The 26806-nt window shown below is 45.3% G+C and carries 25 protein-coding genes and 1 other annotated feature; of the genes, 18 read left to right on the top strand and 7 right to left on the bottom strand.

Features of this window, described 5'->3' with window-relative positions:
- Positions 1-193: 193 nt before the first annotated feature.
- Together pulA and AOT13_RS18470 are read left to right on the top strand one after the other, a co-directional pair.
- Positions 194-2341: a type I pullulanase gene (gene pulA, locus AOT13_RS18475; protein ID WP_042384426.1), complete on the top strand. Its 2148-nt coding sequence runs from the start codon at positions 194-196 to the stop codon at positions 2339-2341.
- Between the two features lie 235 nt (positions 2342-2576).
- The gene (locus tag AOT13_RS18470; protein WP_003248560.1) at positions 2577-3362 is read left to right on the top strand and encodes a phosphotransferase family protein; all 786 of its coding nucleotides are present in this window, start codon (positions 2577-2579) and stop codon (positions 3360-3362) included.
- Here AOT13_RS18470 and AOT13_RS18465 read toward each other — a convergent pair.
- Complete coding sequence (locus tag AOT13_RS18465) at positions 3333-3602, bottom strand: YtzH-like family protein (RefSeq protein ID WP_013876435.1); 270 nt, start codon at positions 3600-3602, stop codon at positions 3333-3335. The two genes, AOT13_RS18470 and AOT13_RS18465, sit on opposite strands and share 30 nt — an antisense overlap.
- Before the next feature lie 210 nt (positions 3603-3812).
- On the opposite strand from AOT13_RS18465, the gene trmB reads away from it, so the two are divergent.
- Both trmB and AOT13_RS18455 read left to right on the top strand, forming a co-directional pair.
- On the top strand, positions 3813-4469 hold the full coding sequence (trmB, locus tag AOT13_RS18460) for a tRNA (guanosine(46)-N7)-methyltransferase TrmB (RefSeq protein WP_035502656.1): 657 nt from the start codon (positions 3813-3815) through the stop codon (positions 4467-4469).
- 94 nt (positions 4470-4563) lie between these two features.
- On the top strand, positions 4564-5412 hold the full coding sequence (locus AOT13_RS18455; protein ID WP_013876436.1) for a YtnP family quorum-quenching lactonase: 849 nt from the start codon (positions 4564-4566) through the stop codon (positions 5410-5412).
- 102 nt (positions 5413-5514) lie between these two features.
- On the opposite strand, the gene AOT13_RS18450 is transcribed toward AOT13_RS18455, so the two are convergent.
- Positions 5515-5811 (bottom strand): PepSY domain-containing protein, encoded by a 297-nt coding sequence (locus AOT13_RS18450; protein WP_013876437.1) that lies wholly within the window; start codon positions 5809-5811, stop codon positions 5515-5517.
- Between the two features lie 130 nt (positions 5812-5941).
- Between AOT13_RS18450 and AOT13_RS18445 the strand changes: the two genes are divergently transcribed.
- The 12 genes from AOT13_RS18445 (at position 5942) to ccpA (ending at position 17513) form a co-directional block, all read left to right on the top strand.
- Positions 5942-7018 (top strand): M42 family metallopeptidase, encoded by a 1077-nt coding sequence (locus tag AOT13_RS18445; protein WP_013876438.1) that lies wholly within the window; start codon positions 5942-5944, stop codon positions 7016-7018.
- A 61-nt stretch (positions 7019-7079) separates the two neighbouring features.
- Positions 7080-7598 (top strand): DUF84 family protein, encoded by a 519-nt coding sequence (locus tag AOT13_RS18440; protein WP_003248570.1) that lies wholly within the window; start codon positions 7080-7082, stop codon positions 7596-7598.
- Positions 7599-7640: 42 nt separating this feature from the next.
- A complete protein-coding gene (locus tag AOT13_RS18435) occupies positions 7641-7955 on the top strand; it encodes a thioredoxin family protein (RefSeq protein WP_003248572.1) in 315 nt (104 codons plus the stop codon).
- A gap of 16 nt (positions 7956-7971) precedes the next feature.
- A complete protein-coding gene (locus AOT13_RS18430; protein ID WP_013876439.1) occupies positions 7972-8769 on the top strand; it encodes a DUF1444 domain-containing protein in 798 nt (265 codons plus the stop codon).
- A gap of 20 nt (positions 8770-8789) precedes the next feature.
- Positions 8790-9395: a YtpR family tRNA-binding protein gene (ytpR, locus tag AOT13_RS18425; protein WP_003248577.1), complete on the top strand. Its 606-nt coding sequence runs from the start codon at positions 8790-8792 to the stop codon at positions 9393-9395.
- A gap of 78 nt (positions 9396-9473) precedes the next feature.
- A complete protein-coding gene (locus AOT13_RS18420; protein WP_232511545.1) occupies positions 9474-11627 on the top strand; it encodes a DNA translocase FtsK in 2154 nt (717 codons plus the stop codon).
- A gap of 322 nt (positions 11628-11949) precedes the next feature.
- On the top strand, positions 11950-13254 hold the full coding sequence (murC, locus tag AOT13_RS18415; protein ID WP_003248581.1) for a UDP-N-acetylmuramate--L-alanine ligase: 1305 nt from the start codon (positions 11950-11952) through the stop codon (positions 13252-13254).
- A gap of 222 nt (positions 13255-13476) precedes the next feature.
- Positions 13477-13896: a DUF948 domain-containing protein gene (locus AOT13_RS18410; RefSeq protein ID WP_003248583.1), complete on the top strand. Its 420-nt coding sequence runs from the start codon at positions 13477-13479 to the stop codon at positions 13894-13896.
- 15 nt (positions 13897-13911) lie between these two features.
- Positions 13912-14286, top strand: a complete 375-nt coding sequence (locus AOT13_RS18405) for a YtxH domain-containing protein (RefSeq protein ID WP_003248585.1) — start codon at positions 13912-13914, stop codon at positions 14284-14286.
- 5 nt (positions 14287-14291) lie between these two features.
- Complete coding sequence (ytxJ, locus tag AOT13_RS18400) at positions 14292-14627, top strand: bacillithiol system redox-active protein YtxJ (protein WP_042384432.1); 336 nt, start codon at positions 14292-14294, stop codon at positions 14625-14627.
- A 462-nt stretch (positions 14628-15089) separates the two neighbouring features.
- The gene (locus AOT13_RS18395) at positions 15090-16172 is read left to right on the top strand and encodes a bifunctional 3-deoxy-7-phosphoheptulonate synthase/chorismate mutase (RefSeq protein ID WP_003248589.1); all 1083 of its coding nucleotides are present in this window, start codon (positions 15090-15092) and stop codon (positions 16170-16172) included.
- 345 nt (positions 16173-16517) lie between these two features.
- On the top strand, positions 16518-17513 hold the full coding sequence (ccpA, locus tag AOT13_RS18390; RefSeq protein ID WP_042384435.1) for a catabolite control protein A: 996 nt from the start codon (positions 16518-16520) through the stop codon (positions 17511-17513).
- Between the two features lie 88 nt (positions 17514-17601).
- Here ccpA and AOT13_RS18385 read toward each other — a convergent pair whose 3' ends face one another.
- From AOT13_RS18385 to AOT13_RS18375, 3 genes are read right to left on the bottom strand one after another with little or no spacing between them, the layout of a single operon-like run.
- Positions 17602-18792, bottom strand: coding sequence for an acetoin utilization protein AcuC (locus tag AOT13_RS18385; RefSeq protein WP_003248593.1), 1191 nt, complete (start codon positions 18790-18792; stop codon positions 17602-17604).
- Positions 18789-19433, bottom strand: coding sequence for an acetoin utilization AcuB family protein (locus AOT13_RS18380; RefSeq protein ID WP_042384437.1), 645 nt, complete (start codon positions 19431-19433; stop codon positions 18789-18791). Before AOT13_RS18380 ends, AOT13_RS18385 begins: the two co-directional genes overlap by 4 nt.
- Positions 19434-19467: 34 nt before the next feature.
- Positions 19468-20100 carry a GNAT family N-acetyltransferase gene (locus AOT13_RS18375; protein WP_003248597.1) on the bottom strand — a complete coding sequence of 211 codons (633 nt, stop codon included), beginning with the start codon at positions 20098-20100 and terminating at the stop codon, positions 19468-19470.
- 162 nt (positions 20101-20262) lie between these two features.
- Here AOT13_RS18375 and acsA point away from each other — a divergent pair, with 162 nt between their 5' ends.
- On the top strand, positions 20263-21978 hold the full coding sequence (acsA, locus tag AOT13_RS18370; RefSeq protein WP_042384439.1) for an acetate--CoA ligase: 1716 nt from the start codon (positions 20263-20265) through the stop codon (positions 21976-21978).
- Positions 21979-22013: 35 nt separating this feature from the next.
- Here acsA and AOT13_RS18365 read toward each other — a convergent pair whose 3' ends face one another.
- The gene (locus AOT13_RS18365; protein WP_042384441.1) at positions 22014-24254 is read right to left on the bottom strand and encodes a transglycosylase domain-containing protein; all 2241 of its coding nucleotides are present in this window, start codon (positions 24252-24254) and stop codon (positions 22014-22016) included.
- A gap of 159 nt (positions 24255-24413) precedes the next feature.
- Positions 24414-24636: a binding site (T-box leader), on the top strand.
- 50 nt (positions 24637-24686) lie between these two features.
- On the opposite strand from AOT13_RS18365, the gene tyrS reads away from it, so the two are divergent.
- A complete protein-coding gene (gene tyrS, locus AOT13_RS18360; protein ID WP_003248602.1) occupies positions 24687-25946 on the top strand; it encodes a tyrosine--tRNA ligase in 1260 nt (419 codons plus the stop codon).
- A gap of 142 nt (positions 25947-26088) precedes the next feature.
- Here the strand turns inward: tyrS and rpsD are convergent, their stop codons facing one another.
- Positions 26089-26691: a 30S ribosomal protein S4 gene (gene rpsD, locus AOT13_RS18355; RefSeq protein WP_003248604.1), complete on the bottom strand. Its 603-nt coding sequence runs from the start codon at positions 26689-26691 to the stop codon at positions 26089-26091.
- Positions 26692-26806: the final 115 nt, after the last annotated feature.

Below are 26806 nucleotides of genomic sequence, written 5' to 3'. Positions count from 1 at the left end.
GCAATACGATAACGTCCATCAGCGCTATTGCACCGTATTTCTTATGTTTTGCATATGATATAGCACGCTAATATATAATAAAAGAATCACGTCCTAATTATCCGTTCAGCAAACTTGGATTGGATCACCGGAATTGCTGGTTTCTGTTATACAAATTCCTAAGATTCTATCAACAAAAAGGGGGTGGCCTGAATTGCTTGACGCGCATCAAGAGTTTGCGGCATATTTAGACGCGATGAATAGTGTGACGATATTAGTGCCAAAGCTGTATTGCGCCGGAAAAACGCCGATATTTACGTTGGAAACGCCGCATGGAGAGCGCCATTCTTTGCAGGTGGAACGTGAATGGGATTTAGGGACAATCATGAAATACGAGTGCATCATGAATATGCCGATAGAATTTGGAAAACGTTATGTGATTTATGATCATCAAGGCGCCTCCGCTGCTTTGCAAATCGGAGCGGTTGTGCGGACACCGCAATTTGATGACTTATTTTTTTATGATGGTGATTTAGGAGCCGCGTATACGCCGGAGAAAACGGTTTTCAAAGTGTGGGCGCCGACGGCGACAGAAGTGAAAGTAAGGCTGATCAATCCGGAAACGGAAACAGAAAAGCATGTGCCGTTAGAGAGATTGGAAAAGGGCGTATGGACGGCAACGGTATCCGGCGATCTCGAAGGGATGCATTACATGTATGCTGTATGTGTTAACGATGTGTGGCGCGAAGCCGTTGATCCGTACGCGACGGCCGTTTCTGTCAACGGGGAGCATGGGGTCGTGATCGATTTGGCGAAGACGCGAGCGGAAAAGCCGCTCCTTCCTCCGCTTCTATCACCAGCTGATGCGATTATTTATGAAATGCATATCCGTGATTTTACGATTCACCCGGAAAGCGGGATTACGCATAAAGGAAAATATTTAGGGTTAACCGAGCCGGAAACAAAGGGGCCGAATCATACAACAACAGGGCTCTCTTATTTAAAGGAGCTTGGCGTGACACATGTTGAACTGCTTCCGTTTCATGATTTTGGCGGGGTGGATGAGCGCGATCCATCACAACAGTATAATTGGGGATACAATCCGCTTCATTACAATGCTCCGGAAGGAAGTTATGCGACAAACCCACATGATCCGTATAGCCGCATCCGCGAATTAAAGCGTGCGATTCATACACTGCAAGCGCATGGCATTCGCGTCATTATGGATGCTGTCTACAACCATATTTATATCCGCGAACAATCTTCATTTGAGAAAATTGTTCCCGGATATTATTTCCGCTATGATGCATACGGCAATCCGGCTAATGGCACCGGGGTCGGAAACGACATCGCTTCTGAGCGGAAAATGGTGAGGAAATGGATTTTGGATTCGGTCCGCTTTTGGGTGGAAGAATATCATGTCGATGGCTTTCGCTTTGACTTAATGGGAATTTTGGATATTGACACAATGAAAGCAGTTCGCGAAATCGTGGATGCGATCGACCCGTCCATTCTTGTGTTCGGTGAAGGATGGGATTTGCCGACACCGCTTCCGCCTGAACGGAAAGCGACGATGCAAAACGCGGAAAAACTGCCGCGCATTGCCTATTTTAATGATTATTTCCGCGACAGTGTCAAGGGGAGCACGTTTCAGCCGCTTGACCGGGGGTTCGCGCTTGGCGATTCCGATGATCGCGAAAAAGTGAAAATAGCGATTAGCGGAAGCGTTCGCAACAGACAAGGGCGGTTCCTTGATCCGATCCAAACGGTTAATTATGTCGAATCGCACGATAACCATACGTTTTGGGATAAGCTGAAAATCGCTAACGGCCATGAAAGCGAACAAACAAGAAAAAAGCGGCAAAAATTAGCGACGGCGATCGTGTTGCTTTCCCAAGGAATTCCGTTTCTGCATAGCGGGCAGGAATTTTACCGGACAAAACAAGGAATAGACAATAGCTATAACGCTCCCGATGCGATCAACCAAATCGATTGGAAGCGGAAAAGCGAGCATGAAAGCGATATCCGCTATGTCCAAGGGTTGATCCGGCTCCGAAAGTCCCACCGAGCTTTCCGGTTTACTACCGAAGCAGAGATAAACAGCCATCTTTTTTTCCTTGAACCGGCGCCAGCATCGGTCATCGCGTACCATCTTCGCGGTGTGCAGCAGTACGGGCCTTGGCGTGACATTATTGTCATTCACCATAACCAAGAGGAGGCACAATCCGTTTTTCTGCCTGACGGCGAAGAATGGCATGTCATTTGCGACGGAGAGCGCAGCGGAACGGTTCCGTTGTTTTCCGTTCATAACAACATCATCGTGGATGAAATTGGGACATGGGTGCTTGTTAAACAAACGTAAGCGACCATTTTCCTATTTTTTACAAAATGCATAAAACATTTGCAAGAGGGGACGGTATTCCATTATAATACAAGTAACAATGAACGGATAAAGGAGCAACGTTTGCAGACACGAAAGTGCGAATTGACGAAAAAAAGCTATTCCATATAAAATCTAGTAAGACAGCTATTGTCTGAAAATACGGAATCAGGTGATCGCTGTCTCTTATTTTTTATAAGTCGAAGGTGAACATGCTTTGGAACAGTTACTAGGAAAGGAATGGGACATAACTCCTGCTGGCGGTGCGACTGGCGATGCTTATTTTGCGGAATATGAAGGGCGGAAGTTATTTTTAAAACGGAATTCTTCGCCATTTTTGGCGGTTTTGTCCGCGGAAGGCATCGTCCCGAAGCTGATTTGGACGAAACGGTTGGAAAACGGCGATGTGTTTACCGCACAACAATGGCTGAACGGAAGAGAATTGAAGCCGCAAGATATGGGAAGTGAACAAGTGGCAAGCTTATTGCGAAAAATTCATCGTTCCAAAGACTTAGTGATGATGCTGAAACGGTTAGGAAAAACGCCATTATTGCCAGAGATGATGGTGGAAAAGCTAAAAGGGCAATTTTCCCGCCAGCCGTTGGAAGAACCGTTGGTAAAGCAGGCGCTTGATTGGCTTGAGCGGCATATGTCTTCACTGCAATGCGATGAGTACGTCGTCTGTCACTGTGATATTAATCACAACAATTGGCTGCTTGCTGAAGACGGAAAATTGTACTTGATTGATTGGGACGGTGCGATGATCGCTGACCCGGCGATCGATATTGGCATGCTGCTTTACACGTATATTCCGGAAGAAAAATGGGAAGATTGGCTGGAGCTTTACGGTCTTGAGTTAACCGACGATTTACGCTTCCGCATGAAATGGTATGCGATAGCGCAAACACTTTATTTGCTTATATGGCAAAACAAAAAAAAAGCGGAAAAGGAAATGCAACAATCGTTGCATTTCCTACGTAAGCTGATTGACCCACTCCGATAATTGTTGCTGATGGGACAAAATATGGGAGTTTAAGTCAGCGCTGTACTTTCCGTTTTGTCCGTATGCGTAAATGTCCGGAAGCACGCTTTTTACTTGTGGATGCACTTGGTCGTTTCCCATCAATGATTTTACAAGCCGCTCAATTTGTTCACATTCGGACACAGTGCCGCAGCAGTCCGCTTCGTGTTCCGATAAAATATCTTTTAATATGGTGATTTGATGCTCATGGTTTAGTGGCAATAAGGACCACCATCCTTTGCAAAAGTATGCGGTGCATTTTTAATATGCGCTTGTATGTGTGTTTTTATCACCGTTTTTCGCAGTCGTGCGCACGGCTGTGTTTTTTTATGGAGATAAAAATTTATGCCCGGTTGGATCGAATCATCTTGCGCGATGATGCTTATTCATGATATCGTTGACAACGATGAACAAAAAAACAGAGGTGTCCGTATGCGTCTGCGTAATAAACCATGGGCAAAAGAAAAAATTGCTGCATATCCGCAATACGTTATTCCACATCCGGAGGAATATAAAGGAAGATGGAATGAGCTGTTCGGCAATGATCATCCGATTCATATCGAAATCGGCACCGGAAAAGGAAAATTTATAACAGAAATGGCAAAGGCAAATCCGAACATTAACTATATTGGCATTGAACTGTACCCGAGCGTGCTTGTCTCCGCGCTTGATAAACTTATTGCAAACGAATTGCCGAATTTACGTTTACTAAATGTGAATGCGAAAGATTTGCCGAACTTTTTTGCGGAGGGCGAAATCGAGCGCATTTATTTAAATTTCTCCGACCCGTGGCCGAAAAAACGCCATGAAAAACGGCGGTTGACATATCGCTCATTTCTGGAGCTGTATGAGAAAGTGTTGGTGGATGAAGGGGAAATCCATTTTAAAACCGATAACCAAGGTTTTTTCGAATATTCGCTTGTCAGTTTTTCGCAATACGGGTTAGTGCTGACATACGTAAGTTTGGATTTGCACAATAGCGATTTTGAAGGAAATATTATGACAGAATACGAAGAAAAGTTTTCGGCAAAAGGGAACCGCATTTACCGCTGTGAAGTAAAATATCCGCCAAAACAGCGCCATTCATAAACCAAAAGGCTGCTTCTTAGGAAAAGAGGCGGCCTGTTTTTTTTGTTTTCGAAATATTCCTGAAATGGTACACTAATTAATGAGGTGATAGGAAATGGAACAATTGCAAATCGGAAAAATCAAAATGACATGGTTAAACGGAGGGGTGACCCATTTAGACGGCGGAGCGATGTTTGGGGTAGTGCCAAAGCCGCTATGGTCGAAAAAATATCCGCCTAACGACAACAATCAAATCCAATTGCGCACCGATCCAATTCTCGTACAAGTGGATGGAAAAAATATTTTGATTGAATCAGGGATTGGCAACGGCAAATTATCGGATAAACAAAAGCGGAATTTCGGCGTAACGGAGGAAGCAAAGCTGGAACAGTCGCTCGAGCAGCTTGGACTGACGGCGGACGATATTGATATCATTTTAATGACACATATGCACTTTGACCATGCTTGCGGTTTGACAAAATGGGAAGGAGGTCGGCTCGTTTCGGCTTTTCCGCGCGCGCAAATTATAACATCACAAATCGAATGGGATGAGATGAGGCAGCCGAACATCCGCTCACGCAATACGTATTGGAAAGAAAATTGGGAGCCGATTGCCGAACAGGTCGTTCCGTTTGAAAAAGAGAAAGAAATTGCAAGCGGTGTCAAAATGGTACATACAGGAGGGCATAGCAACGGGCATTCGATCATTATTATGGAGTCGGGCGGAGAAATGGCGATTCATATGGCCGATCTGCTGGCAACGCACGCCCATCAAAATGTATTATGGGTGATGGCATACGATGATTATCCAATGACATCGATTTCCGAAAAACAAAAATGGATTCCGTATGCGATTGAAAAACAGGCATGGTTTACGTTTTATCACGACGCGCATTATCGGGCGCTTAAATGGGATGAACACGGAAATATCATTGCCCATATTAAGCGAGTCCAAGATGAGTAAAGGGCCATTTGCGCCAAATCCACCCGCAGTCCGGTGATTTTTGAATCACCGGAAAACGTTGCGGGATGCCTCATAATTAAGCTGGGGCATCTGTGCGATGTTTTAAAGCGGATTCGTGTCGATGATGGTTCCTGTATAAGCGTCGATGACAAACTCGTATTGTTGATTGTCGCGGCAAACGCCACCTTTGTACACTGTGTAGATGACATTGTCTTTTTCATATGTTTCCGGATTTGCTTGAATCCATGAACCGCTGACTGCTCCATGGCGCTGCAAGGCATCTTTTGCCAGCGAAAGTGCTTTTTCTGCAGAAATCATTCTCTGTTTGAGCTGCGTTGAGACGGCATAAGCGGCGGCAAAGCCGGTGATTGCGCCAATGATAAATTTTTTCCAATTCATTCAATGAAACCTCCGCTGTTTTTTATCTATCGTTTAGTATATCTCATTTCGTCCATGTATGTAAGAAAAGTGGAAAAAGATTCGCTTGTTCGCTACAATAGAAATGATAAGAAAAAAGGAGCCAAGGACGATGAATGTAGAAACGCTTCAACTGTTCCGGACATTGACCGAATTGCCAGGGGCGCCGGGCAATGAACATGCAGTGCGGAAGTTTATGCGCAAAGAGCTGGAAAAATACGCTGATGAAGTGGTGCAAGACCGGCTTGGCAGCATTTTTGGCGTCAAGCGCGGCGATGAAAGCGGCCCAATTGTGATGGTCGCGGGGCACATGGACGAAGTCGGCTTTATGGTCACTGCTATTACCGATAACGGCATGATTCGTTTTCAACCGCTCGGCGGCTGGTGGAACCAAGTATTGCTAGCGCAGCGCGTGCAAATTATTACCGATCACGGTCCAGTCATTGGCGTTATCAGTTCGGTTCCGCCGCATTTATTGAGCGAGGAGCAGCGGAACAAACCGATGGAGATCAAAAACATGCTGATTGACGTAGGTGCCGATGACCGCGAAGACGCGAAAAAGATGGGGATTAAGCCGGGGCAACAAATTGTGCCGGTTTGCCCGTTTACGCCGATGGCCAATCCGAAAAAGATTTTAGCGAAAGCGTGGGACAATCGTTACGGATGCGGGCTGGCCATTGAATTGTTGAAAGAGTTGAAAGAGGAGAAACTGCCAAACGTGTTATATTCGGGAGCAACTGTCCAGGAAGAGGTCGGATTGCGCGGGGCGCAAACCGCCGCAACGATGATTCAGCCGGATATCTTTTTCGCGCTGGATGCCAGCCCGGCGAATGATATGACCGGAGACGCGAAAGAATTCGGCCATCTTGGAAAAGGGGCGCTTGTCCGCATTTATGACCGTTCGATGGTGACCCATCGCGGCATGCGTGAATTTGTATTAGATACAGCGGAAACGCATGGCATCCCATATCAATTTTTCGTTTCGCCGGGCGGAGGAACGGATGCTGGAAGAGTACATATCGCCAACAGCGGGGTGCCGTCTGCGGTGATCGGCATTTGCTCCCGGTATATTCATACACATGCGTCGATCATTCATGTCGATGATTATGCGGCAGCAAAGCAGCTGCTTATTGAGCTTGTCAAGCGGTGCGATAAAGCAACCGTCGATGCCATTAAGCAAAATAGTTAAGCACTGTGAGAAGTCTTGGTTGACAAGGCTTCTCTTTTTCCGTAAAAAGGAGTGAGAAGCGATGAAAAGAATTGCCATCGGTACAACCAATCCAGCGAAAATTATGGCAGTAAAATCGGTTTTTTCTTCGGAACAGTATGCGCTTGTGCCAACGGACGTGCCATCTGATGTTTCCGCCCAGCCGCTTTCCGACCGTGAAACGCGCCAAGGGGCAATGAATCGGGCGAAACATGCGTTAACAAAAGAAAATGCGGACATTGGCATCGGCTTGGAAGGCGGCGTGATGGAGATAGACGGGGAATTATGGCTTTGTAATTGGGGGGCGCTTGTCGACCGTGACGGCACCGTGATTACCGCCGGCGGGGCGCGCATTCCGCTTCCTTTGGAAGTGGCGGGCGAAATCCGTTCTGGCAGGGAGCTTGGCGACGTCATGGCGCAATATACAGGAAAAAGAAACATCCGCCGTCATGAAGGGGCGATCGGCGTTTTTACAAACGGCTATGTTGATCGATCTGGCATGTTTTGCCATATTGTTCAGTTGTTAGCAGGGCAGTATGAATTTTTTTGTCAAAATCGCTGATTCGCGATATTATAAAAAAGACACGGAAAGGAGTTTTTATGGATGAAATCGATTGAAACAGCGGCACAATATGAGGAAATAAAAAACACCAAAAAAGCGATATTCGTTTTTTCCGCTGATTGGTGCCCAGACTGCCGGTTTATTCGGCCATTTTTGCCGGAAATCGAGCAGACTTTTACCGAGTATGAGTTTTATTACGTTGATCGCGACCAATTGCTTGAAGTATGCCAGCAAGAAAATGTTTTTGGCATTCCAAGCTTTATTGCTTATGATAACGGCAAAGAGTTAGGCCGGTTTGTCAGCCGGGACCGCAAAACGAAAGAGGAAGTCGAACGGTTCATCCGCGGCTTGTCATAACATAGGGGGCGCATCGATGGATAGCAAACAAATGTATGAACAAATAAAGAAAAAGCTTGCCCGCAATGATTGGACGTTTCAATTTGACCGAAAAAAGGACACGCTCCGCATTGAAGATAAAAAAACGAAAAAAGGGGTAACGATCTCGCTTCCAGGCGTCATTGCAAAATGGCATGAACAAAAAGACGAAGCGGTTGACGAAATTGTATATTACGTGGAACAAGCGCTTAATACGATGCATGAAAACCATACGCTTTCCGGAAAAGAAAAAGATATTTACCCGGTCATCCGCTCGACGTCGTTTCCGACAGAGACAAAAGAAGGAATTCCGCTTCTTTATGACGACCATACGGCGGAAACCCGCATTTATTATGCGCTTGACTTGGGAAATGCGTATCGGCTGATCGACAAAAAGATGTTGGAACAAGAACAATGGAACGAAGAACGAATAAAAGAAATCGCCCGTTTCAACGTTCGGTCGCTGGATGTGAATGTCAAAGAGGACAAAGTGGCGGGAAATACGTTTTATTTCGTAAATACCAATGACGGCTATGACGCAAGCCGCATTTTAAACGAGCCATTTTTAGCGAAGATGAGAAAGAAAATAACGGGAACGATGGCGCTTGCTGTGCCTCATCAAGATGTGCTGATTATTGCCGATTTGCAAAATGAAGCGGGATACGATGTGCTTGCGCAAATGACGATGAGCTTTTTTGCGAGTGGACGAGTGCCGATAACCGCTTTATCATTTTTATATGAAGATGGAGAACTTGAGCCGATTTTTATTTTAGGAAAAAACTATCGCAAAAAATAAAGAAGAAAGGATGTGCGAAGATGAACGTATTTTATAACCGCGAAGGAGTCGGCGATGTGCTGCTCGTTTCATTAAAGCCGATTCCGCAAGAGCAGCGGGCGTTTGAAAGAAAAGGAGATGTCGTCCGCATCTTTGATGAAAAAACAGGAGAGACGGCAGGATATAATATTTTTCAAGCTTCTGCTTATCATCATTTTGATGGTAACGGCTTGCTTGAGCTGAACGAAAGCCTCGTTTCCGTGATTAACGATATATTGCAAAAAAACGGATGGAACGAAACGATTAAAGCCGATCTTTCGCCAAAATTTGTAGTTGGCTATGTGAAAGAGAAAAAGAAACATCCAAATGCGGATAAATTGAGCGTATGCCAAGTGGACGTCGGAACAGAAACATTGCAAATTGTATGCGGCGCGCCGAATGTGGAAGCGGGGCAAAAGGTCGTTGTTGCCAAAATCGGCGCGGTGATGCCGAGCGGACTTGTCATTCAAGAAGCAGAATTGCGCGGTGTTCCGTCGTACGGAATGATTTGTTCCGCGCGCGAATTGGAATTGCCAAACGCCCCGCAAGAAAAAGGCATTTTAGTATTATCCGATGAATATGAAGTGGGGCAGCCGTTCACTTGGTGATGCGATGATAGTCACTAGATCGATTCTAGTGACTTTTTTTCCGAAACGAATTTAAAAGAAAGTGTGGTCGGTTTAGCGGTGAAATGGTTAAAACGTTTCATTCGTTATTTGTTGGAAACAGAAGAGGAAGAACAATACGTTCCGCCGCGGAAAAAGCAGCATTCTTCCCAATTGGATGTCAAGATAGCCTATCAATATCCAAAAGGGAACTTTCGTTTTCCGCTTATTCCGGATGAGCCGGCGCCGGAACGCCGCCATCCCTCATTTCGTCAGGAGCATTCTGATTATTTGCCAAGGCATGTGGACGAAGGCCGGCAAAATAGTTTGGATGATTTGGAAAAAAAGCCGTTTCGTCCTTCTGATGTGCCGTCGCCCGTTTATGGATATAAACGGGCAATGAAAAAAAGCGAGCCCGTGGTAGAATGGGAGCTGCCGTCTCGTTCGCGAGAAGAGGAAACGGAGATATTGCCATCTGTTCCGAAAGAAAAAACAGACGAAATCAGCATTCGTGCGCCAGTGTCACTAGAACAGTCGGAGGAGAACGAAAAAGAGTTCGTTAACGATGATGTGCAAGAAAAAGATGGAGAATTCCCTTCGGCAAAAGGCGAAGAAGGCGAGCAAGATGAAGCGAAGACAGAGGAAAAAGAAACAATTTTGCAAGAGGCAAGGGACGATGCGGCTGAAGCCAATGACCATCGTACGGACAAACAGGCGCCCCGTGCGGCACGTTCTCGCATTCCATATAACGTGATCATGTTAAAACAAGATCGAAAAAAATGGGAAGAAAAAAAGCAGTCTCCGGCCAATGGATACGCCTTCCCGCCGCTATCGCTGCTGGAAAGGCCGCAGCAAAGGCAAGAAAGCGATGAACAATGGATTCGCGAACAATGTGCGCGGCTGAATCGGACATTTGCCAGCTTCCACATTGGCGCCAAAGTGGTCCATACGACACAAGGACCGACGGTAACGCGGTTTGAAGTGCAGCCAGACCTTGGAGTCAAAGTAAGCAAAATCACGAATTTAACGGATGATATTAAACTGAACTTAGCGGCAAAAGATATCCGGATTGAAGCGCCGATTCCCGGAAAAAGCACGATCGGCATCGAAGTCCCGAACGTAAAAAGCCGCCCTGTATTTATCCGGGAAATTTTAGAAAGTGATGCGTTTCGCAATAACCCGTCTCCATTAACGGTTGCGCTTGGGCTTGATATATCGGGGATGCCAGTGGTCACCGATTTAAAAAAGATGCCGCACGGATTGATTGCTGGAGCGACAGGATCAGGAAAAAGCGTATGCATCAATGCGATGATTGTCAGTTTGCTATACAAAGCTGCTCCGCATGAAGTGAAAATGCTTCTGATTGACCCGAAAATGGTGGAGCTTGCTCCATATAACGATATTCCGCATCTGGTCAGCCCGGTCATTACCGATGTGAAGGCGGCAACGGGGGCGCTGAAATGGGCGGTGGAAGAAATGGAGCGGCGGTATGAACTTTTCGCCCATACAGGTGTCCGTGACATTCAACGATATAATGAGCTCGTAAAACAGAAAGGCAGTCTTGGACACCATCTTCCATATATCGTTATTATCATCGATGAGCTGGCCGATTTAATGATGGTAGCGCCGGCGGATGTCGAAGAAGCGATTTGCCGCATCGCGCAAAAAGCAAGGGCGTGCGGAATTCATTTAGTTGTGGCGACACAGCGCCCGTCCGTTGATGTCATCACTGGGCTTATCAAAGCGAATATCCCGACAAGGATCGCCTTTTCTGTCTCTTCGCAAGTCGATTCGCGGACAATTATCGATGTTAACGGCGCGGAAAAATTGCTTGGACGCGGCGACATGCTGTTTTTAGAAAATGGTTCCTCGAAAACGGTGCGTGTGCAAGGCAATTTCGTATCAGACGAAGAAATTGAGCGGGTCGTCGCCCATGTGAAAGCGCAGATGGCGCCTTCTTATTTGTTTCAGCAAGATGATTTTGCCAAAAAGACGGTCGCCAATCACGAAGAAGATGAACTTTTTTATGAAGCTTGCGAGTTTGTCGTACAGCAAGGAGGAGCTTCAACGTCAAGCTTGCAACGCCATTTCCGCATCGGCTATAATCGCGCGGCGCGCCTAATCGAGATGATGGAAGAACAAGGCATTGTTTCGGAAGCGCGCGGCAGCAAACCGCGGGACGTGTTGATTACGGAAGAGGAATTGGCGAAGCTGCAAGAAAATAGTATGATATGATAGAGCGTGTGTTTAATGGCATCATACGGCGTCAGCAAAATGCCTATTTGCTTTACCGGCGATTATCCATTAACCGGAAAGCGGACGGAACATCCGCGTTGAAATAAAGAGTGGATGATCGGAAATGAAGGGCCGCTGGCAGGGAAAACTGATAGGGGGAATCCCCCGTCAGTTTTCTTTTTCGCTGCACTCATAGTTTTTCGCAGAAAACAGTGTTATAATGATAAGATGTGAGATACATATCGTTAAATGAAGTAAATGGCAAAACAAGATAAACGTCATATACTGTCTTACAGATAGACGATTGTTGGAGGGCTTTGTTATGACTATTTATCATTTTGTTGGCATTAAAGGAACAGGAATGAGCGCATTGGCGCAAGTTCTTCATGATATGAACTATACGGTCCAAGGTTCAGATGTCGAGAAGCGTTTTTTTACACAAAAAGCATTAGAGGAGCGAGGGATTCCCATTTTGCCCTTTAACAAAGAGAATATTAAACCGGGTTATACGGTGATTGCGGGCAACGCTTTTCCTGATACGCACGAGGAAATCCAAGCTGCTTACGAATTAGGGGTTCCGGTGATACGGTACCATCGTTTTTTAGGAGAATTTTTACAAAAATTTACAAGTATTGCAGTGGCGGGGTCGCACGGAAAAACGTCGACGACCGGTTTGCTTGCCCATGTGATGCAAGGGGCGCATTCCACATCGTATTTAATTGGTGACGGAACAGGAAAAGGAATCGAAGGAAGCAAATATTTTGTGTTTGAGGCATGCGAATACCGCCGCCATTTCTTATCCTACTTTCCAGATTATGCAATTATGACAAACATTGATTTTGACCATCCGGATTATTTTGCCAATATCGACGATGTATTTTCAGCGTTCCAAGAAATGGCGCTGCAAGTGAAGAAAGGGATTATCGCTTGCGGAGATGATGAATATTTACAAAAAATTAAAGCGAAAGTGCCGGTGCTGTTTTACGGCTTTGGCGATGATAATGATTTCCAAGCGCGCAACGTGGTGAAAACAACAGAAGGAACGTCGTTTGACGTGTTTGTTCGCAATACGTTTTTCGCTTCATTTGAAATTCCGCGCTTTGGTGACCATAACGTATTAAATGCGCTTGCTGTTATCGCGCTTTGCCATTATGAAGAGATCGATGTCCACATTATTCAAGAACGGTTAAAAACGTTCCAAGGCGTGAAACGCCGTTTTAGTGAAAAAGTGCTTGGCAACCAAATTTTAATTGATGACTATGCCCATCATCCGCGGGAAATTATCGCAACGATTGATGCGGCGAGACAAAAATATCCGGGACGCGAAATTGTCGCGATTTTTCAGCCGCATACGTATACGAGGACGCAAGCGTTTTTGCGGGAGTTTGCCGAAAGTCTGCAGCAAGCTGACCAAGTGTATTTATGTGATATATTTGGTTCTGCCCGCGAGCATCACGGCAAATTATCGATTCAAGATTTGCAAGCGCAAATCCCGAATTCCCGGCTTATTCAAGAAAATGATACATCCGTGCTAAAGCAACATGAAAACGCGGTATTAATTTTTATGGGCGCGGGAGATATTCAAAAGTTTCAAGAAGCATACGAGCGGACGGTCCGTTCGGTATAGCTTAAGAAAAAACGAGCTAGGCATCGATTCGCCGGCTCGTTTTTTCTCACCATTGCTGGATTTAGCGGCTTTCGCTCCGCTTAGGTGGACATGATCGGAATGTCCCTAGGGTGCCAGCGCGCCCTGACGATGGTATTGGTTTCTCTGCGAGCATCTTTGCAGGAATTTGTCGAATAGACGTCGAACGTTTGAAAAGAGGAATACTAGCAAGGAGGAAGCCAAGTGAAAATTATCTTATACGCCAGCATTGCGCTGATTGCCGTTTCTTTTTTCATATTGGTCGTCTATCTTGCAAGAACGTTAACGACATTGCAGGAAGCGCTTCGCCGTTTGACGGCGGCCATCGACCATATGGATAAAGAAGTGCAAAGCATCGGCGCTGAAACGACGCAGCTGTTGAAAAAAACGAACGCACTTGCTGACGGTGTGCAAAAAAAGGTGGAAGGATTGAATTCGCTCGTTCACGCTGTCAGTGATGTCAGCTCTACCGTTCAATCGTTCAACCGTTCGCTGCAGCAAATTTCCGCATCTGTGACAAAACAGGTAGAAACGCACCAAGAAAAAGTGGTAAAAATTATGCAATGGGGAAATGCTTTTGTGGAAATATGGGAAAAATGGAAGGAAAGGAGACAAAAAAGGTGAAGGAGGTTATGTTAGATGGCAAAAAATAATGGCGGCTTTTTGCTGGGGGCGATTGTCGGCGGGATCGCCGGCGCGGTGGCAACACTGCTGTTGACAAGCGAAAAAGGGAAACAGTGGATTGCGGAAATGAATGAATCAGGGAAATTGGAGCCAGTGAAAACAACAGCGACGGAATGGTTAGAAGTAGCGAAAGAAAAAACGAAAGAAGTAACGAAGTTTATTCCAATTGGAAAAGCAGATTCGCAGCGCGCCTCTTCTGAAGCGGAAGCGCCGTCGATTTCGGTTTCAGCGGCGGATGAGACGGAAAATATCGAAAAATTGCTGAGAGAAGCGGAAGAAGCGTTCGATGATGCAGAACAAAAACTGCAAAGACAAAATGAAACGGAGTGATCGAAGTGGGAAAGAAGAAACTGGAGACAATAGAACAATTTCAAGAAGTGTTGAAAAATGGGGAACGGTTTTTATTTATCAAACATAGTCTAACATGTCCGATAAGCCAAGCGGCGTTTCAAGAATGTGAAAAGTTTGTTGCCGACTATCCGGAAGTGGATACATATTATTTGTTTGTGCAAGAAGCACGTCCGCTTTCGAATTATATCGCTGAAACGTTTGGCGTAAAACATGAATCGCCGCAGGCGCTTTTGTTTGAAAATGGGGCTGTCGCGTGGCACACATCGCATTGGAATATCACGTATGATGCCTTGAAAAAGCAGATCATGCAAGCGCCGTAAGAGCGGGCATTCGCATGGCGAAACGAATGCGCCGGCCCATGAAACGGAAAGGACGGCGATGGTGCTGGAAATACGGTGAATAGCGGCTGGCGCCATCGCTTGTTTCTTTTATTTCCAAGGCTATTCGAAGCATAAGTTTGAAGCGGCTGATATTCTGGTGTCAAGGATAACGCTGCGTGCGCATTATGCTTTCATGCATGTGCATCCGGACGCAAAAAGGCATGAACCTTGTGCTGGTTCATGCTTTTTTATTGCCCTTTTTTGTCATTGGTTTATGTTCGTGCTTTTTTCAAAACGCTTTATCGCTTAAAAGCGTTTAATAAATAAAGTATTTTTTGGTGACAATCTTCTTTATTTCTATTATAATAATGACTAATATTAAAAAATAATTAATCACAAGTCTGTGACTCGAGTCATTTGGATGACGTGGGCCAAACCATTATGAAAGAAAGGATGAAGGATATGAGCAACGAGAGATTAGATGAGCTGCGAGCAAAGGTGGATGAGATTAACTTACAAATTTTAAAATTAATTAATGAACGAGGACGCCTTGTTCAAGAAATAGGAAAGATCAAGGAAGCGCAAGGAACGCACCGTTACGATCCTGTACGTGAGCGAAAAATGCTTGATTTGATTTCCGAGTACAACGACGGACCGTTTGAAACGTCCACGTTGCAACATATTTTCAAAGAAATTTTTAAAGCCGGCCTTGAACTGCAAGAAGATGATCACCGTAAAGCATTGCTTGTATCACGGAAAAAACATCCGGAAAATACGATTGTCGATGTGAAAGGGGAAAAAATTGGCGACGGCAAGCAATATTTTGTTATGGGGCCATGCGCGGTGGAAAGCTATGAACAAGTCGCAGCAGTGGCGGCAGCTGTCAAAAAGCAAGGGTTAAAGCTGCTTCGTGGCGGTGCGTACAAGCCGAGAACATCGCCGTACGATTTCCAAGGATTAGGGGTTGAAGGGTTAAAAATTTTAAAACGAATTGCCGATGAGTTTGATTTGGCGGTAATCAGCGAAATTGTCACCCCTGCGGATATTGAAGTAGCGCTAGACTATATTGATGTGATTCAAATTGGCGCGCGCAACATGCAAAACTTTGAACTTTTAAAAGCGGCGGGCCAAGTGAACAAGCCGATTTTGCTTAAACGCGGGCTGGCGGCAACGATCGAAGAATTTATTAACGCAGCAGAATACATTATGTCGCAAGGAAACGGTCAAATTATTCTTTGTGAACGCGGCATTCGCACGTATGAGCGCGCGACAAGAAATACGCTCGATATTTCTGCAGTACCAATCTTAAAGAAAGAAACGCACTTGCCTGTGCTTGTGGACGTCACTCACTCAACAGGGCGCCGCGATTTATTGATTCCTTGCGCGAAAGCAGCGTTGGCGATCGGTGCGGATGGAGTTATGGCGGAAGTGCATCCAGATCCAGCGGTGGCGTTGTCAGATTCAGCGCAGCAAATGGATATTGAGCAATTCAATGAGTTTATGGAGGAAGTAAGATCGTTCCAGCGGCAAATGGTAAAAGCGTAACGGAATAAATGTTCCCCCTTTTGGCGGTTCGCTGAAGGGGGGATTTTCTGTTAAGCGCCGTTTGTTTTTGAGCACTTTGCATAAGCAGCGGCTGCGCTCTTTATTTTTTTATGTTATTATGTGACATATGATGGGAACGAGTTATCATTATATCAAGGATGGGTATAATATTATGTAGAAAGCCGGCGGCATAGTGAATTGTTTGTGAAAACATTTGCAAAATAGTTGATAACTCGTTGCGATTCGGCGATAATGTATCGTATGATATTGCTACATAAACGAATATTTGCTGTGATGAACATAAAAGAATCGATGTTTATTTATAAAAAAAGAGGAGTGAAATAAATGAATGTAACCATTTACGATGTGGCGCGAGAGGCAAACGTGTCGATGGCAACTGTCTCTCGTGTCGTGAACGGAAACCCAAATGTGAAGCCATCAACAAGAAAAAAGGTGCTGGAAGCGATTGAACGCCTTGGTTACCGGCCAAATGCGGTGGCACGGGGACTTGCTAGCAAAAAAACAACGACTGTCGGAGTGATTATTCCTGATATTTCTAGCATCTTTTTTGCAGAATTGGCGCGCGGAATCGAAGATATTGCGACGATGTACAAGTACAATATCATTTTAAGCAACTCTGACCAAAATAAAGAAAAAGAGTTGCATTTGCTCAATACGATGCTTGCGAAACAAGTGGACGGCATTTTGTTTATGGGCGGGAACATTACTGAAGAGCATGTCAACGAGTTTCAAAAATCCCCTGTGCCAATCGTATTGGCGGCAACGATTGAACCGAATAACACCATTCCGTCGGTGAACATCGATTACGAACAAGCAGCATTTGAAGCGGTTGCCTATCTTTTGGAAAAAGGAAATAAGCGGGTTGCGTACGTGACCGGGTTAAAGGATGACCCGATCAACCAAAAGAAACTGGCAGGATATCGCCGCGCTTTAGAAACGCACGGATTAACGTATGATGAAGAGCTTGTCATCGAAGGAGACAATTCGTACGATTCTGGTATTGAGGCATATGAAAAAATAGCGGAGTTAGCGGAAAAGCCAACCGCCATTTTTGCCGGAACGGACGAGATGGCGCTTGGTGTGATCCATAGCGCGCAAGACCATGGCGTTCGCATTCCTGACCAATTAGAAGTGATCGGCTTTGACAATACGCGGCTTGCAACGATGGTTCGCCCTCGTTTAACGACCGTGATGCAGCCGATGTATGATATCGGTGCGGTTGCGATGCGTTTATTGACCAAGTATATGAATAAAGAAAATGTGGAAAACCATATTGTCGTTTTGCCGCATCGCATTGAATATCGCGAATCAACGAAATAACGAACGAAAAAAGGGGCTTACCGTTTCGGTAAGCCCCTTTTTTCGTGTTTCACTACACTCGTAGGTAAGTGCATCCTATAGATGTTTTTTAGAAATGGTTGGACTGGTATCCGTTTGTTTGTTGCCGTTGGCTGCGAATTAAATATAACGCTTTTTCGACGGTTTGCGCATTTTTTTCGGTAATTTCCGCTTTGCGCGGAATCGGCGGATATAGCGATTCCGGATCGTCCCATTCTTGCGGGAGCGGGATAGGGGAGAGAGATTGCCATTTTTTGAGCCATGATTCTGGTAATTTGCCAGAAACATTTGATTGTTCTGTCATTTCCAACCAAATAAACGCCCATGCCCGTGGGACGACGCGCCAAATATCATAACCGCCGCCGCCGACCGCGATCCAACGCCCGTCGCAATATTCGTGGGCAATTTGATGTGCAAGCTTTGGAATTTCCCGGTATGTTTTCATTGTTAACGACAAATGGGTAAGCGGGTCGTAATAGTGGGCGTCCGCCCCGTTTTGCGTCAAGATCACATCAGGGCGGAAAAAGTCAGCGATTTCCCGAAGTGCTTGCGTATAAGCGTCAAGCCAGGATTCATCTTCTGTAAACGCATCGACAGGAATGTTAAAGGAATAGCCGTATCCCGCTCCGTGCCCGCGCTCGTTAATGTTTCCTGTTCCCGGGAACAGATAGCGGCCTGTTTCGTGAATGGAAAAAGTGCATACGTTAGGATCATCATAAAATGCCCATTGGACGCCGTCTCCGTGATGGGCATCCGTGTCAACATAAAGAACGCGAAGCCCGTATTTTTCTTGAATGTATTTAATGGCGACAGCGCTATCATTGTAAACGCAAAATCCGGATGCTTTGCCGCGGAAGCCGTGGTGAAGCCCGCCGCCCAAACTTAGCGCATGCTTTGCTTTTCCGGATAGCACATAATCGACAGCGGTTAATGTGCTTCCCACCAACAATGCGCTTGCTTCATGCATATTTGGGAAAATTGGCGTATCTTCCGTTCCCAGCCCGTAGTTTAAGGCGGTATGCTCAGGCAGCTGCCCTTTTCCGGCCGCTTTGACCGCTTCAATATATGTTTGATCATGAATCAAGGCGAGTTCCTCGTCCGTCGCGATTCTTGGTTCGATGATCTGCTCATCTTCCAGTGCGTTCATTGCGCGCAATAAGTCGTATGTCAGCTTGACACGCAGCTGGTTAAACGGGTGCGCGTCATGAAATTTATATCGGAGGAAATCTTCGCTGTAAATAAATACGCAATCTTTTTTCATGACGAAACCCCCGGCAAATTCGGCCATAACACGGTATAGCCGGCATTTTTTAAATCATTGATGATTCCGATCGGATTCATTGTTTGCACGCGAAATACAAGAATTTGGTAATTTTTCTCTTCAGCCGGATATAAAAGAACGCTGGAAATATTCGTATTTCTTTTGGCGATAATCGCGGCTGCTTTGCTTAGCATCCCGCTTTCATTTAGAACTTTTATTTCGATTTGCGTGCCTGGCTGATGCGCACCAGTCAGCTGGATAAGCGTATATAATAAATCTGTCTCTGTTACGATGCCGACAAGTTTGCGATCTTTAACAATAGGCAAACAGCTAATTTTATGTTCATAAAACAGTGCTGCCACTTCTTCAACGAAATCAAGCGGATGCCCGACGATGACCTCTGTCTTCATAATCGTGCTGATTGGTTTTTGCAAATCTTCGAGATGTTCATGAAAATGGAAGATGGAAGGGCTTGCATCACGGATATCACGATCGGTCACAATGCCGACGACATGATCGTCGCCATCCACAATCGGAATATGGCGAATGCGGCGTTGCCTCACTAACTGGATTGCTTCGGCAATCGTGTTTGTTGGTTGCAGCGTAATGACGGGTGTTTTCATGATTTGCTCGACGAGCATTCTTCTTCACCTCTTTATTGTCAGGAAAGATGGTTTAATACATGTGCCGGTTCATGAAGCGAAGGCGGTCAAATTTTTGGATGGATTCTTGATCGACCCGTTTCCCGATGCGGACCATCAGGCAGTTAGCTGGATGAGAGCAAATTTCGGGATCATCTGTTGCATACCAAACAAGCCCGCCAGCGTTCATCATTTTTTCCATTACTTTTCTGTACTCCCATACGTTTAATCCTGTTCCTTTTAAATCCCAATGCCAGTAATATTCTGTCGTAATAATAATGTAATCTTCCATCGCATCATCCATCATGGATACAATCAGCAAGTTTTTTCCCACGCCATAGCCGCGAAACTCCGGAATGACTTCAATCGCACCCAATTCAATTAAATTTTCCATATTTCCTTCCGACCATCGTTCCAGCGGATCAGGGTAAAGAAATGTAACATAACCGACGATTGTTTGATGATGGCGGGCGATGATGATTCTTCCTTCCGGGAGTTTAGCGATCTCAATGAGCGCTTGATGCTGCTGCGGTGGCTGGCGGAATGATGTCAAATCGTGGTGAAATTCGTAGCTTGCTAGTTTTTCTGCGGGTACCGGGCCTTCAATAATCAGCGTTCCCTTCGGGGTCTTTAATTCTTTTGCATTATATGTCTTTTTATGTTCCATTAGGTCACCACCTGGAATTTCTTCTTCTGTTTTCATTATACATGAAAATACGATAAGTAAATTTGAAAAAAATTTTAATAGTTAAATTTTTAAAAAATTGAGAATTTATAAGATATATACTATAATAGGGTTGTAAACACTTACACGAGGGGGATTTGGAGAATGAAAACAGAAGTGCTACCGGTCGTACAAGGGGATTATAACTTAAAAAATTATGAAGAGGTATATAAAAATTTTGACTGGAAGGAAGTAGAAAAGGAATTTTCCTGGTTTGAAACAGGACGGGTCAATATGGCATATGAGGCGATTGACCGCCATGTGGAAACGTTCCGAAAAAATAAAGTGGCGCTTTATTACCGCGATGCGTCGAGAAATGAAAAGTATACGTTTAAAGAAATGAAAGAATTGTCCAACAAAGTGGCAAACGTATTGAAAGAAGTAGCAGAGATCGAAAAAGGGGACCGTGTATTTGTTTTTATGCCGCGTTCGCCGGAGCTGTATTTTGCGGTATTAGGAATCATTAAAACAGGCGCGATTGCCGGGCCGCTGTTTGAGGCGTTTATGGAAGGCGCGGTGCGTGACCGCTTGGAGGATAGCGGGGCGAAGGCGATCGTAACGACTCCGGAACTTTTGCCGCGGGTGCCAGTAAACGATCTGCCTGCGCTGAAGTATGTTTTTCTTGTCGGGGACAACATTGTTGAAGAAGGTCCGTATATTGATTTAAAGAAACGAATGAATGAAGCAAGCAAGCATTTCGATATTGAATGGGTCGATCGCCAGGACGGGCTTATTTTGCACTATACATCCGGTTCCACTGGAAAGCCAAAAGGGGTTTTACATGTTCACAATGCAATGATTCAGCACTATCAAACGGCAAAATGGGTGCTTGATTTAAAAGAAGATGATATTTATTGGTGCACCGCTGACCCGGGATGGGTGACAGGAACGTCATATGGCATTTTCGGACCGTGGTTGTGCGGAGCGTCCAACGTCATTATTGGGGGACGTTTCAGCCCGGATACGTGGTATCAAGCGATTCAAGATTTTGGCGTGACGGTGTGGTATAGCGCGCCAACGGCGTTTCGCATGTTGATGGGCGCCGGAGACGAAATTGTGAAAAAATACGATTTAAGTTCGCTCCGTCATATTCTTAGCGTTGGAGAACCGTTGAATCCAGAAGTGATTCGCTGGGGAATGAAAGTGTTCCAGCGCCGCATTCATGACACATGGTGGATGACGGAAACAGGTGCTCATCTCATTTGTAACTATCCTTGCATGGAAATCAAGCCAGGCTCGATGGGAAGGCCGTTTCCTGGCGTTAAAGCAGCCATCATTGATGATCAAGGAAATGAACTGCCGCCATACCGGATGGGGAACTTGGCGATCAAAAAAGGCTGGCCGTCGATGATGAAAACGATTTGGAACAATCCGCAAAAATATGAATCGTATTTCATCGGCGATTGGTACGTTTCCGGCGACTCCGCTTATATGGACGAAGACGGATATTTCTGGTTCCAGGGCCGTGTTGATGACGTTATTAATACGTCCGGAGAACGCGTCGGTCCGTTTGAAGTCGAGAGCAAGCTGGTTGAACATCCGGCGGTCGCGGAAGCAGGCGTCATCGGCAAACCGGATCCGGTGCGCGGGGAAATTATTAAAGCATTTATTTCGCTTCGGGAAGGATATGAACCGTCAGAGGAGCTGAAAGAAGACATCCGCCAGTTTGTCAAAAAAGGATTGGCGGCACATGCAGCGCCGCGGGAAATTGAATTCCGCGACAAACTTCCAAAAACGCGAAGCGGAAAGATCATGCGCCGCGTCCTAAAAGCGTGGGAACTCAATTTGCCAACGGGGGATTTGTCGACAATGGAAGATTAAGAAAAAAGCTGATCGGTTCTCGATCAGCTTTTTTCTTACTGGTTTGGCGCAAATTTTGCATTATACAGGTCAGAAGTGAATCCAGCTTTTTTGCATACATCAGATGGTGCATGCTCTGGGGCAGTACAATATGTGCGCCGGACGATGCCTCCTGGCATGTTGAACCGCGTTTTTGGGGCGATGAGCTGCGGCTTTACATCATAAGCTGCATTCATTAATTGCGCCCATAACAGCTGGGTGCGTTTGCTGTAGGATAACCCTTTATAGGTTGACTGCAACGGTGCAGGAATATCATATCCTATCCAAACGCCAAATGTAACATTCGGATTTGTCGCAACAAACCATGAATCTCTATTACTTTGCCCCGTTCCCGTTTTTCCGGCCCAATCTGCCTGGAATTTTAAATAAGCTGGAATAGAGGACGCCGTGCCATGCCGGATAACATCTCTCATCATATCAATCATTAAATATGATGTTTGTGGTGAAAAGACGGGAACCGGTTTGCTTTGATGCTGGTAAATGACTTGGCCATCTTTTGATACGATTTTTTCAATTAAATACGCATCAATAAATGTTCCATAATTGGCAAACGTTGCATAGGCGTTAACATTTTCTTCGACGGTTACTCCTTTCGTTGTTCCGCCGATTGCCAAGGCAACGTGTTTTTCTTCTTCCTTTGTGACACTGGTGATTCCCATCTTGTGCAAATATGTTACTGGATGTTTGTTCATGATTTGCATGTATGTGCGCACGGCCGGAATGTTGTAAGAATATTGCAAGGCGCGGCGGACAGACACGAAACCATGTGTTTTTCCGTCCGCATTTTTTGGCGTGTAATATCGTTTGCCTACCTTGATGTGCAATTCTGTGTCTTGGATAATGGAACCGGGCTGGATAACGCCCATTTCCATGGCTGGCGCATATACGAGCAGCGGTTTCATTGTTGAGCCGTTTGACCGATATGCTTGTGTCGCATGATTGAGCTGCTGCCGCTTGTAGTTTCTTCCCCCGACAAAGCTGATGATTCTCCCTGTTTTGTTTTCAATGAGGATAGCGCCGACTTCGACAGGTTCCCGCTTTGCCACCATTTTGCCTGTCTGCTGGTCTTTGACGTATTGAATGATGTCATTTCCGTAATATGGATAATTGGCAGCCACTTTTTGCATGCGGTCGTAAATATTTTTGTCAATCGTTGTATAAATGTGATATCCGTTTTGGCGAAGCTGTTTTTCTGCCTTTGCCAAATAGCGTTCATAAAGAGATGCGTTTTGCCATAACTGCTGTTTCTCATAACCGTCTTTTTTGGCTAAAACTTCGGCTAACGCTTCTTTCGCGCGTTTTTCAATTTCCATCGTCAGCCATGGATATTGCTCAAACGGTGATGGCTTTGGCGGAGCGAAATGTTTGGCGATATCATACTGCAATGCTTCCTGATATTGCTTTTCGGAAATATAGCCTGCCTGTTTCATGCGCTTTAGCACCGTGTGCATGCGTTGCAGCGCTAGGGATAAGTCTTGTTTCACGTTTCCGTCACTTGTAAACGGCGTGTAAACGAAAGGGCTTTGCGGAAGGCCGGCTAAAAATGCCGCTTGGGCTAGGTTTAAATCTTTCGCATTCACCCCGAAAACGCCTTGGGCTGCCGCCTGGATGCCGGCAATGTTGCGCCCGGATGAGTTTCTGCCGAACGGCACGACATTTAAATAGGCTTCTAAAATTTCCTTTTTGCTCAAAAACTTTTCGAGGCGAAGCGCGAGTAAAATTTCTTTCGCCTTCCGCTCAAACGACACTTCGTTAGTTAATATTTGATTTTTGACAAGCTGCTGCGTCAGCGTGCTGCCGCCTGTCTGTGTTGACGAGTTGGTGATTTCTTGAAACAAGGCCCGGATGATTGCTTTTGGAACGACACCGTAATGTTCGTAAAAGTATTCGTCTTCTGTTGCGATAATCGCTTGTATGACGTAAGGGGATATATCTTCTAATTTGACTTCTTCCCGCTCTAAATCCGTGCGAAAACTTCCAAGATAAACATTGTTGGCGAAATAAATATGGGTCGTTTCCTCATAGTCATAAACATCTTTTTTCATTTCCTGATACGAAGGAATCGGCATATCTTTTACTAAAGACGCAAAATATCCGGCGCCAAGCCCAACACCAAAACAAACGGCGCACAGGGCGAAAATGAGAAAAAGAAGGAAAAGATTCCAGCATACTTCATATGTTATGAGAAAATAACGCCATGCTTTCTTAAGGGAAAATGTTTGTTTTGCATGCTCCATGAGCATTCCCCCTAACAGTAAACGACAAATGAATGTACACACAGTATATCATATTTTTGGGAGAAGATTGCGGCTTGAATGGGAGAAAAAATCTTTCTTATCCGGTTTGACAAATGGGTGTGAGTATGATAAAAACATGTATATCAAAACCGACATATATAAAATGCGATGACAGGAACGAGTAGTGTTTATCTCCCTGTTTTCAGAGAGCTAGTGGCCGGTGTGAACTAGCACATAGATAAACACGAATTACCTCCTTGAGCAGCTTTTGCGAACGGATTGTCCAAGTAGCAAAAGACGGCGTTTGCCGTTATTGCAATGAAGCGAGAAAGCGCTATGCTTTCTAAGTAGGGTGGTACCGCGATTGTCATTCGTCCCTTCGATTAAGGGACGTTTTTTTATGGAAAAAAATAAAAAAGTGGGGTGGATGAAATGGATTTGTTGCAGGAACTGGAATGGCGCGGATTGATTAACCAAGTCACCGATAAGGAAGGGCTTCAGAAGCTGCTGAATGAGGAAAAAGTGACGTTATACTCCGGGTTTGACCCGACGGCTGACAGCTTGCACATCGGGCATTTATTGCCGATTTTAACGCTGCGCCGCTTTCAGTTGGCTGGACATCGTCCGATTGCGCTTGTCGGCGGTGCGACCGGGTTAATCGGAGACCCAAGCGGGAAAAAAAGCGAGCGCACCTTAAATCCGAAAGAAACGGTGCAACAGTGGAGCAATCGGATTAAAGAGCAATTGGCAAGATTTTTAGATTTTGACGCGGAAGAAAATCCGGCGAAAATCGCCAACAACTATGACTGGATAGGATCATTAGATGTTATTTCGTTTTTGCGCGATGTTGGAAAACATTTCGGAATCAACTACATGCTCGCAAAGGAATCGGTGCAATCGCGCATTGAGACAGGCATTTCCTTTACGGAATTCAGCTATATGATTTTACAATCATTGGACTTTTTAAAATTGTACCAAACCGAACAATGCCGTTTACAAATCGGCGGCAGCGACCAATGGGGAAATATTACAGCTGGATTGGAGTTAATCCGAAAAACAGAAGGAGATGCAAAAGCGTTCGGATTAACCGTTCCGCTTGTGACAAAAGCGGATGGAACAAAATTCGGGAAAACAGAGGGCGGAGCCGTTTGGCTTGATAAAGAAAAAACGTCGCCATATGAGTTTTACCAATTTTGGATTAACACAGACGACCGCGATGTCATTAAATATTTAAAATACTTTACGTTCTTATCAAAAGAAGAAATTGAAGAGTTGGAAAAACAATTGCAGAAAGCTCCAGAACAGCGGGCAGCGCAAAAAGCGTTAGCGGAAGAAATGACAAAACTTGTTCATGGAGAAGATGCATTGAAACAGGCCGTTCGAATTTCGGAGGCGCTTTTTAGCGGAAGCGTGTCACAATTGACCGCCGAAGAAATTGAACAAGGTTTTAAGGACGTTCCTTCCTTTGAGTATGAAGGGGAGGAAGTTCCGCTAGTGGAACTCCTTGTCATGGCAAAGATCGTGCCATCGAAGCGGCAGGCGCGGGAGGACATTGCCAACGGAGCGATTTACATCAACGGAGAGCGCATGCAAGACGTCAACGCGGTCATCACTAAAGCAAACCGCATCGAAGGGCGCTTTACGATTATCCGCCGCGGAAAGAAAAAATATTATTTAATTCGCTACAAATAAAAAAACCCGGTTTTCCCGGGTTTTTTATTTGTAGAAGAAAGAGGGAATCCGGCCGCGAAACAGAATAAAAATAGTGACGGGACTTGCGGCTAAATTGGGCATAAAAAATCCCTCCAGAACTGGATCTGAAGGGATGTGTGCATTAACGAGAGTAGAACTCAACGATTAACGACTCATTAATTTCAGCAGGCAATTCAGAGCGTTCAGGCAAACGAGTATACGTTCCTTCAAGTTTATCCGCATCCAATGTTAAATAATCTGGCACGAAATTATTTAATTCCAATGCTTCTTTAATAACTTGAAGGTTGCGAGATTTTTCGCGAACGGAAATTGTTTGGCCAGGTTTGACGCGGTAAGACGGGATATTGACACGGTTTCCGTCAACTAAAATATGGCCATGTGTTACAAGCTGGCGGGCTTGACGGCGAGTGCGCGCAAAGCCTAAACGGTACACAAGGTTATCTAAACGGGATTCTAAAAGAATCATGAAGTTTTCCCCGTGTTTACCAGGCATTTTGCCAGCTTCTTCAAACGTTTTGCGGAATTGGCGTTCGTTTACGCCGTACATATGACGAAGTTTTTGTTTTTCTTGCAATTGCAGACCATATTCCGAAAGTTTTCTGCGCTGACCTGGACCGTGCTGACCCGGCGGATACGGACGCTTTTGCAGCTCTTTGCCTGTACCGCTTAAGGAAATCCCTAGGCGGCGAGAAATTTTCCACATTGGGCCTGTATAACGAGCCATTTACTGCTCCTCCTTTTGCTTTTATTCGGGTAAAATAAAAGCAGACGTGCGTCAACAATTATGGCCATTTTGTTTTCATGTATCCTCGCTCTAGCAGCTAAGAGTTACGCGATAC

Source organism: Parageobacillus thermoglucosidasius (assembly GCF_001295365.1).
GTDB classification, from domain to species: Bacteria; Bacillota; Bacilli; order Bacillales; family Anoxybacillaceae; genus Parageobacillus; species Parageobacillus thermoglucosidasius.
Note: the sequence above shows the minus strand (reverse complement) of the source record. Positions and strands in the feature narration are given on the sequence as shown.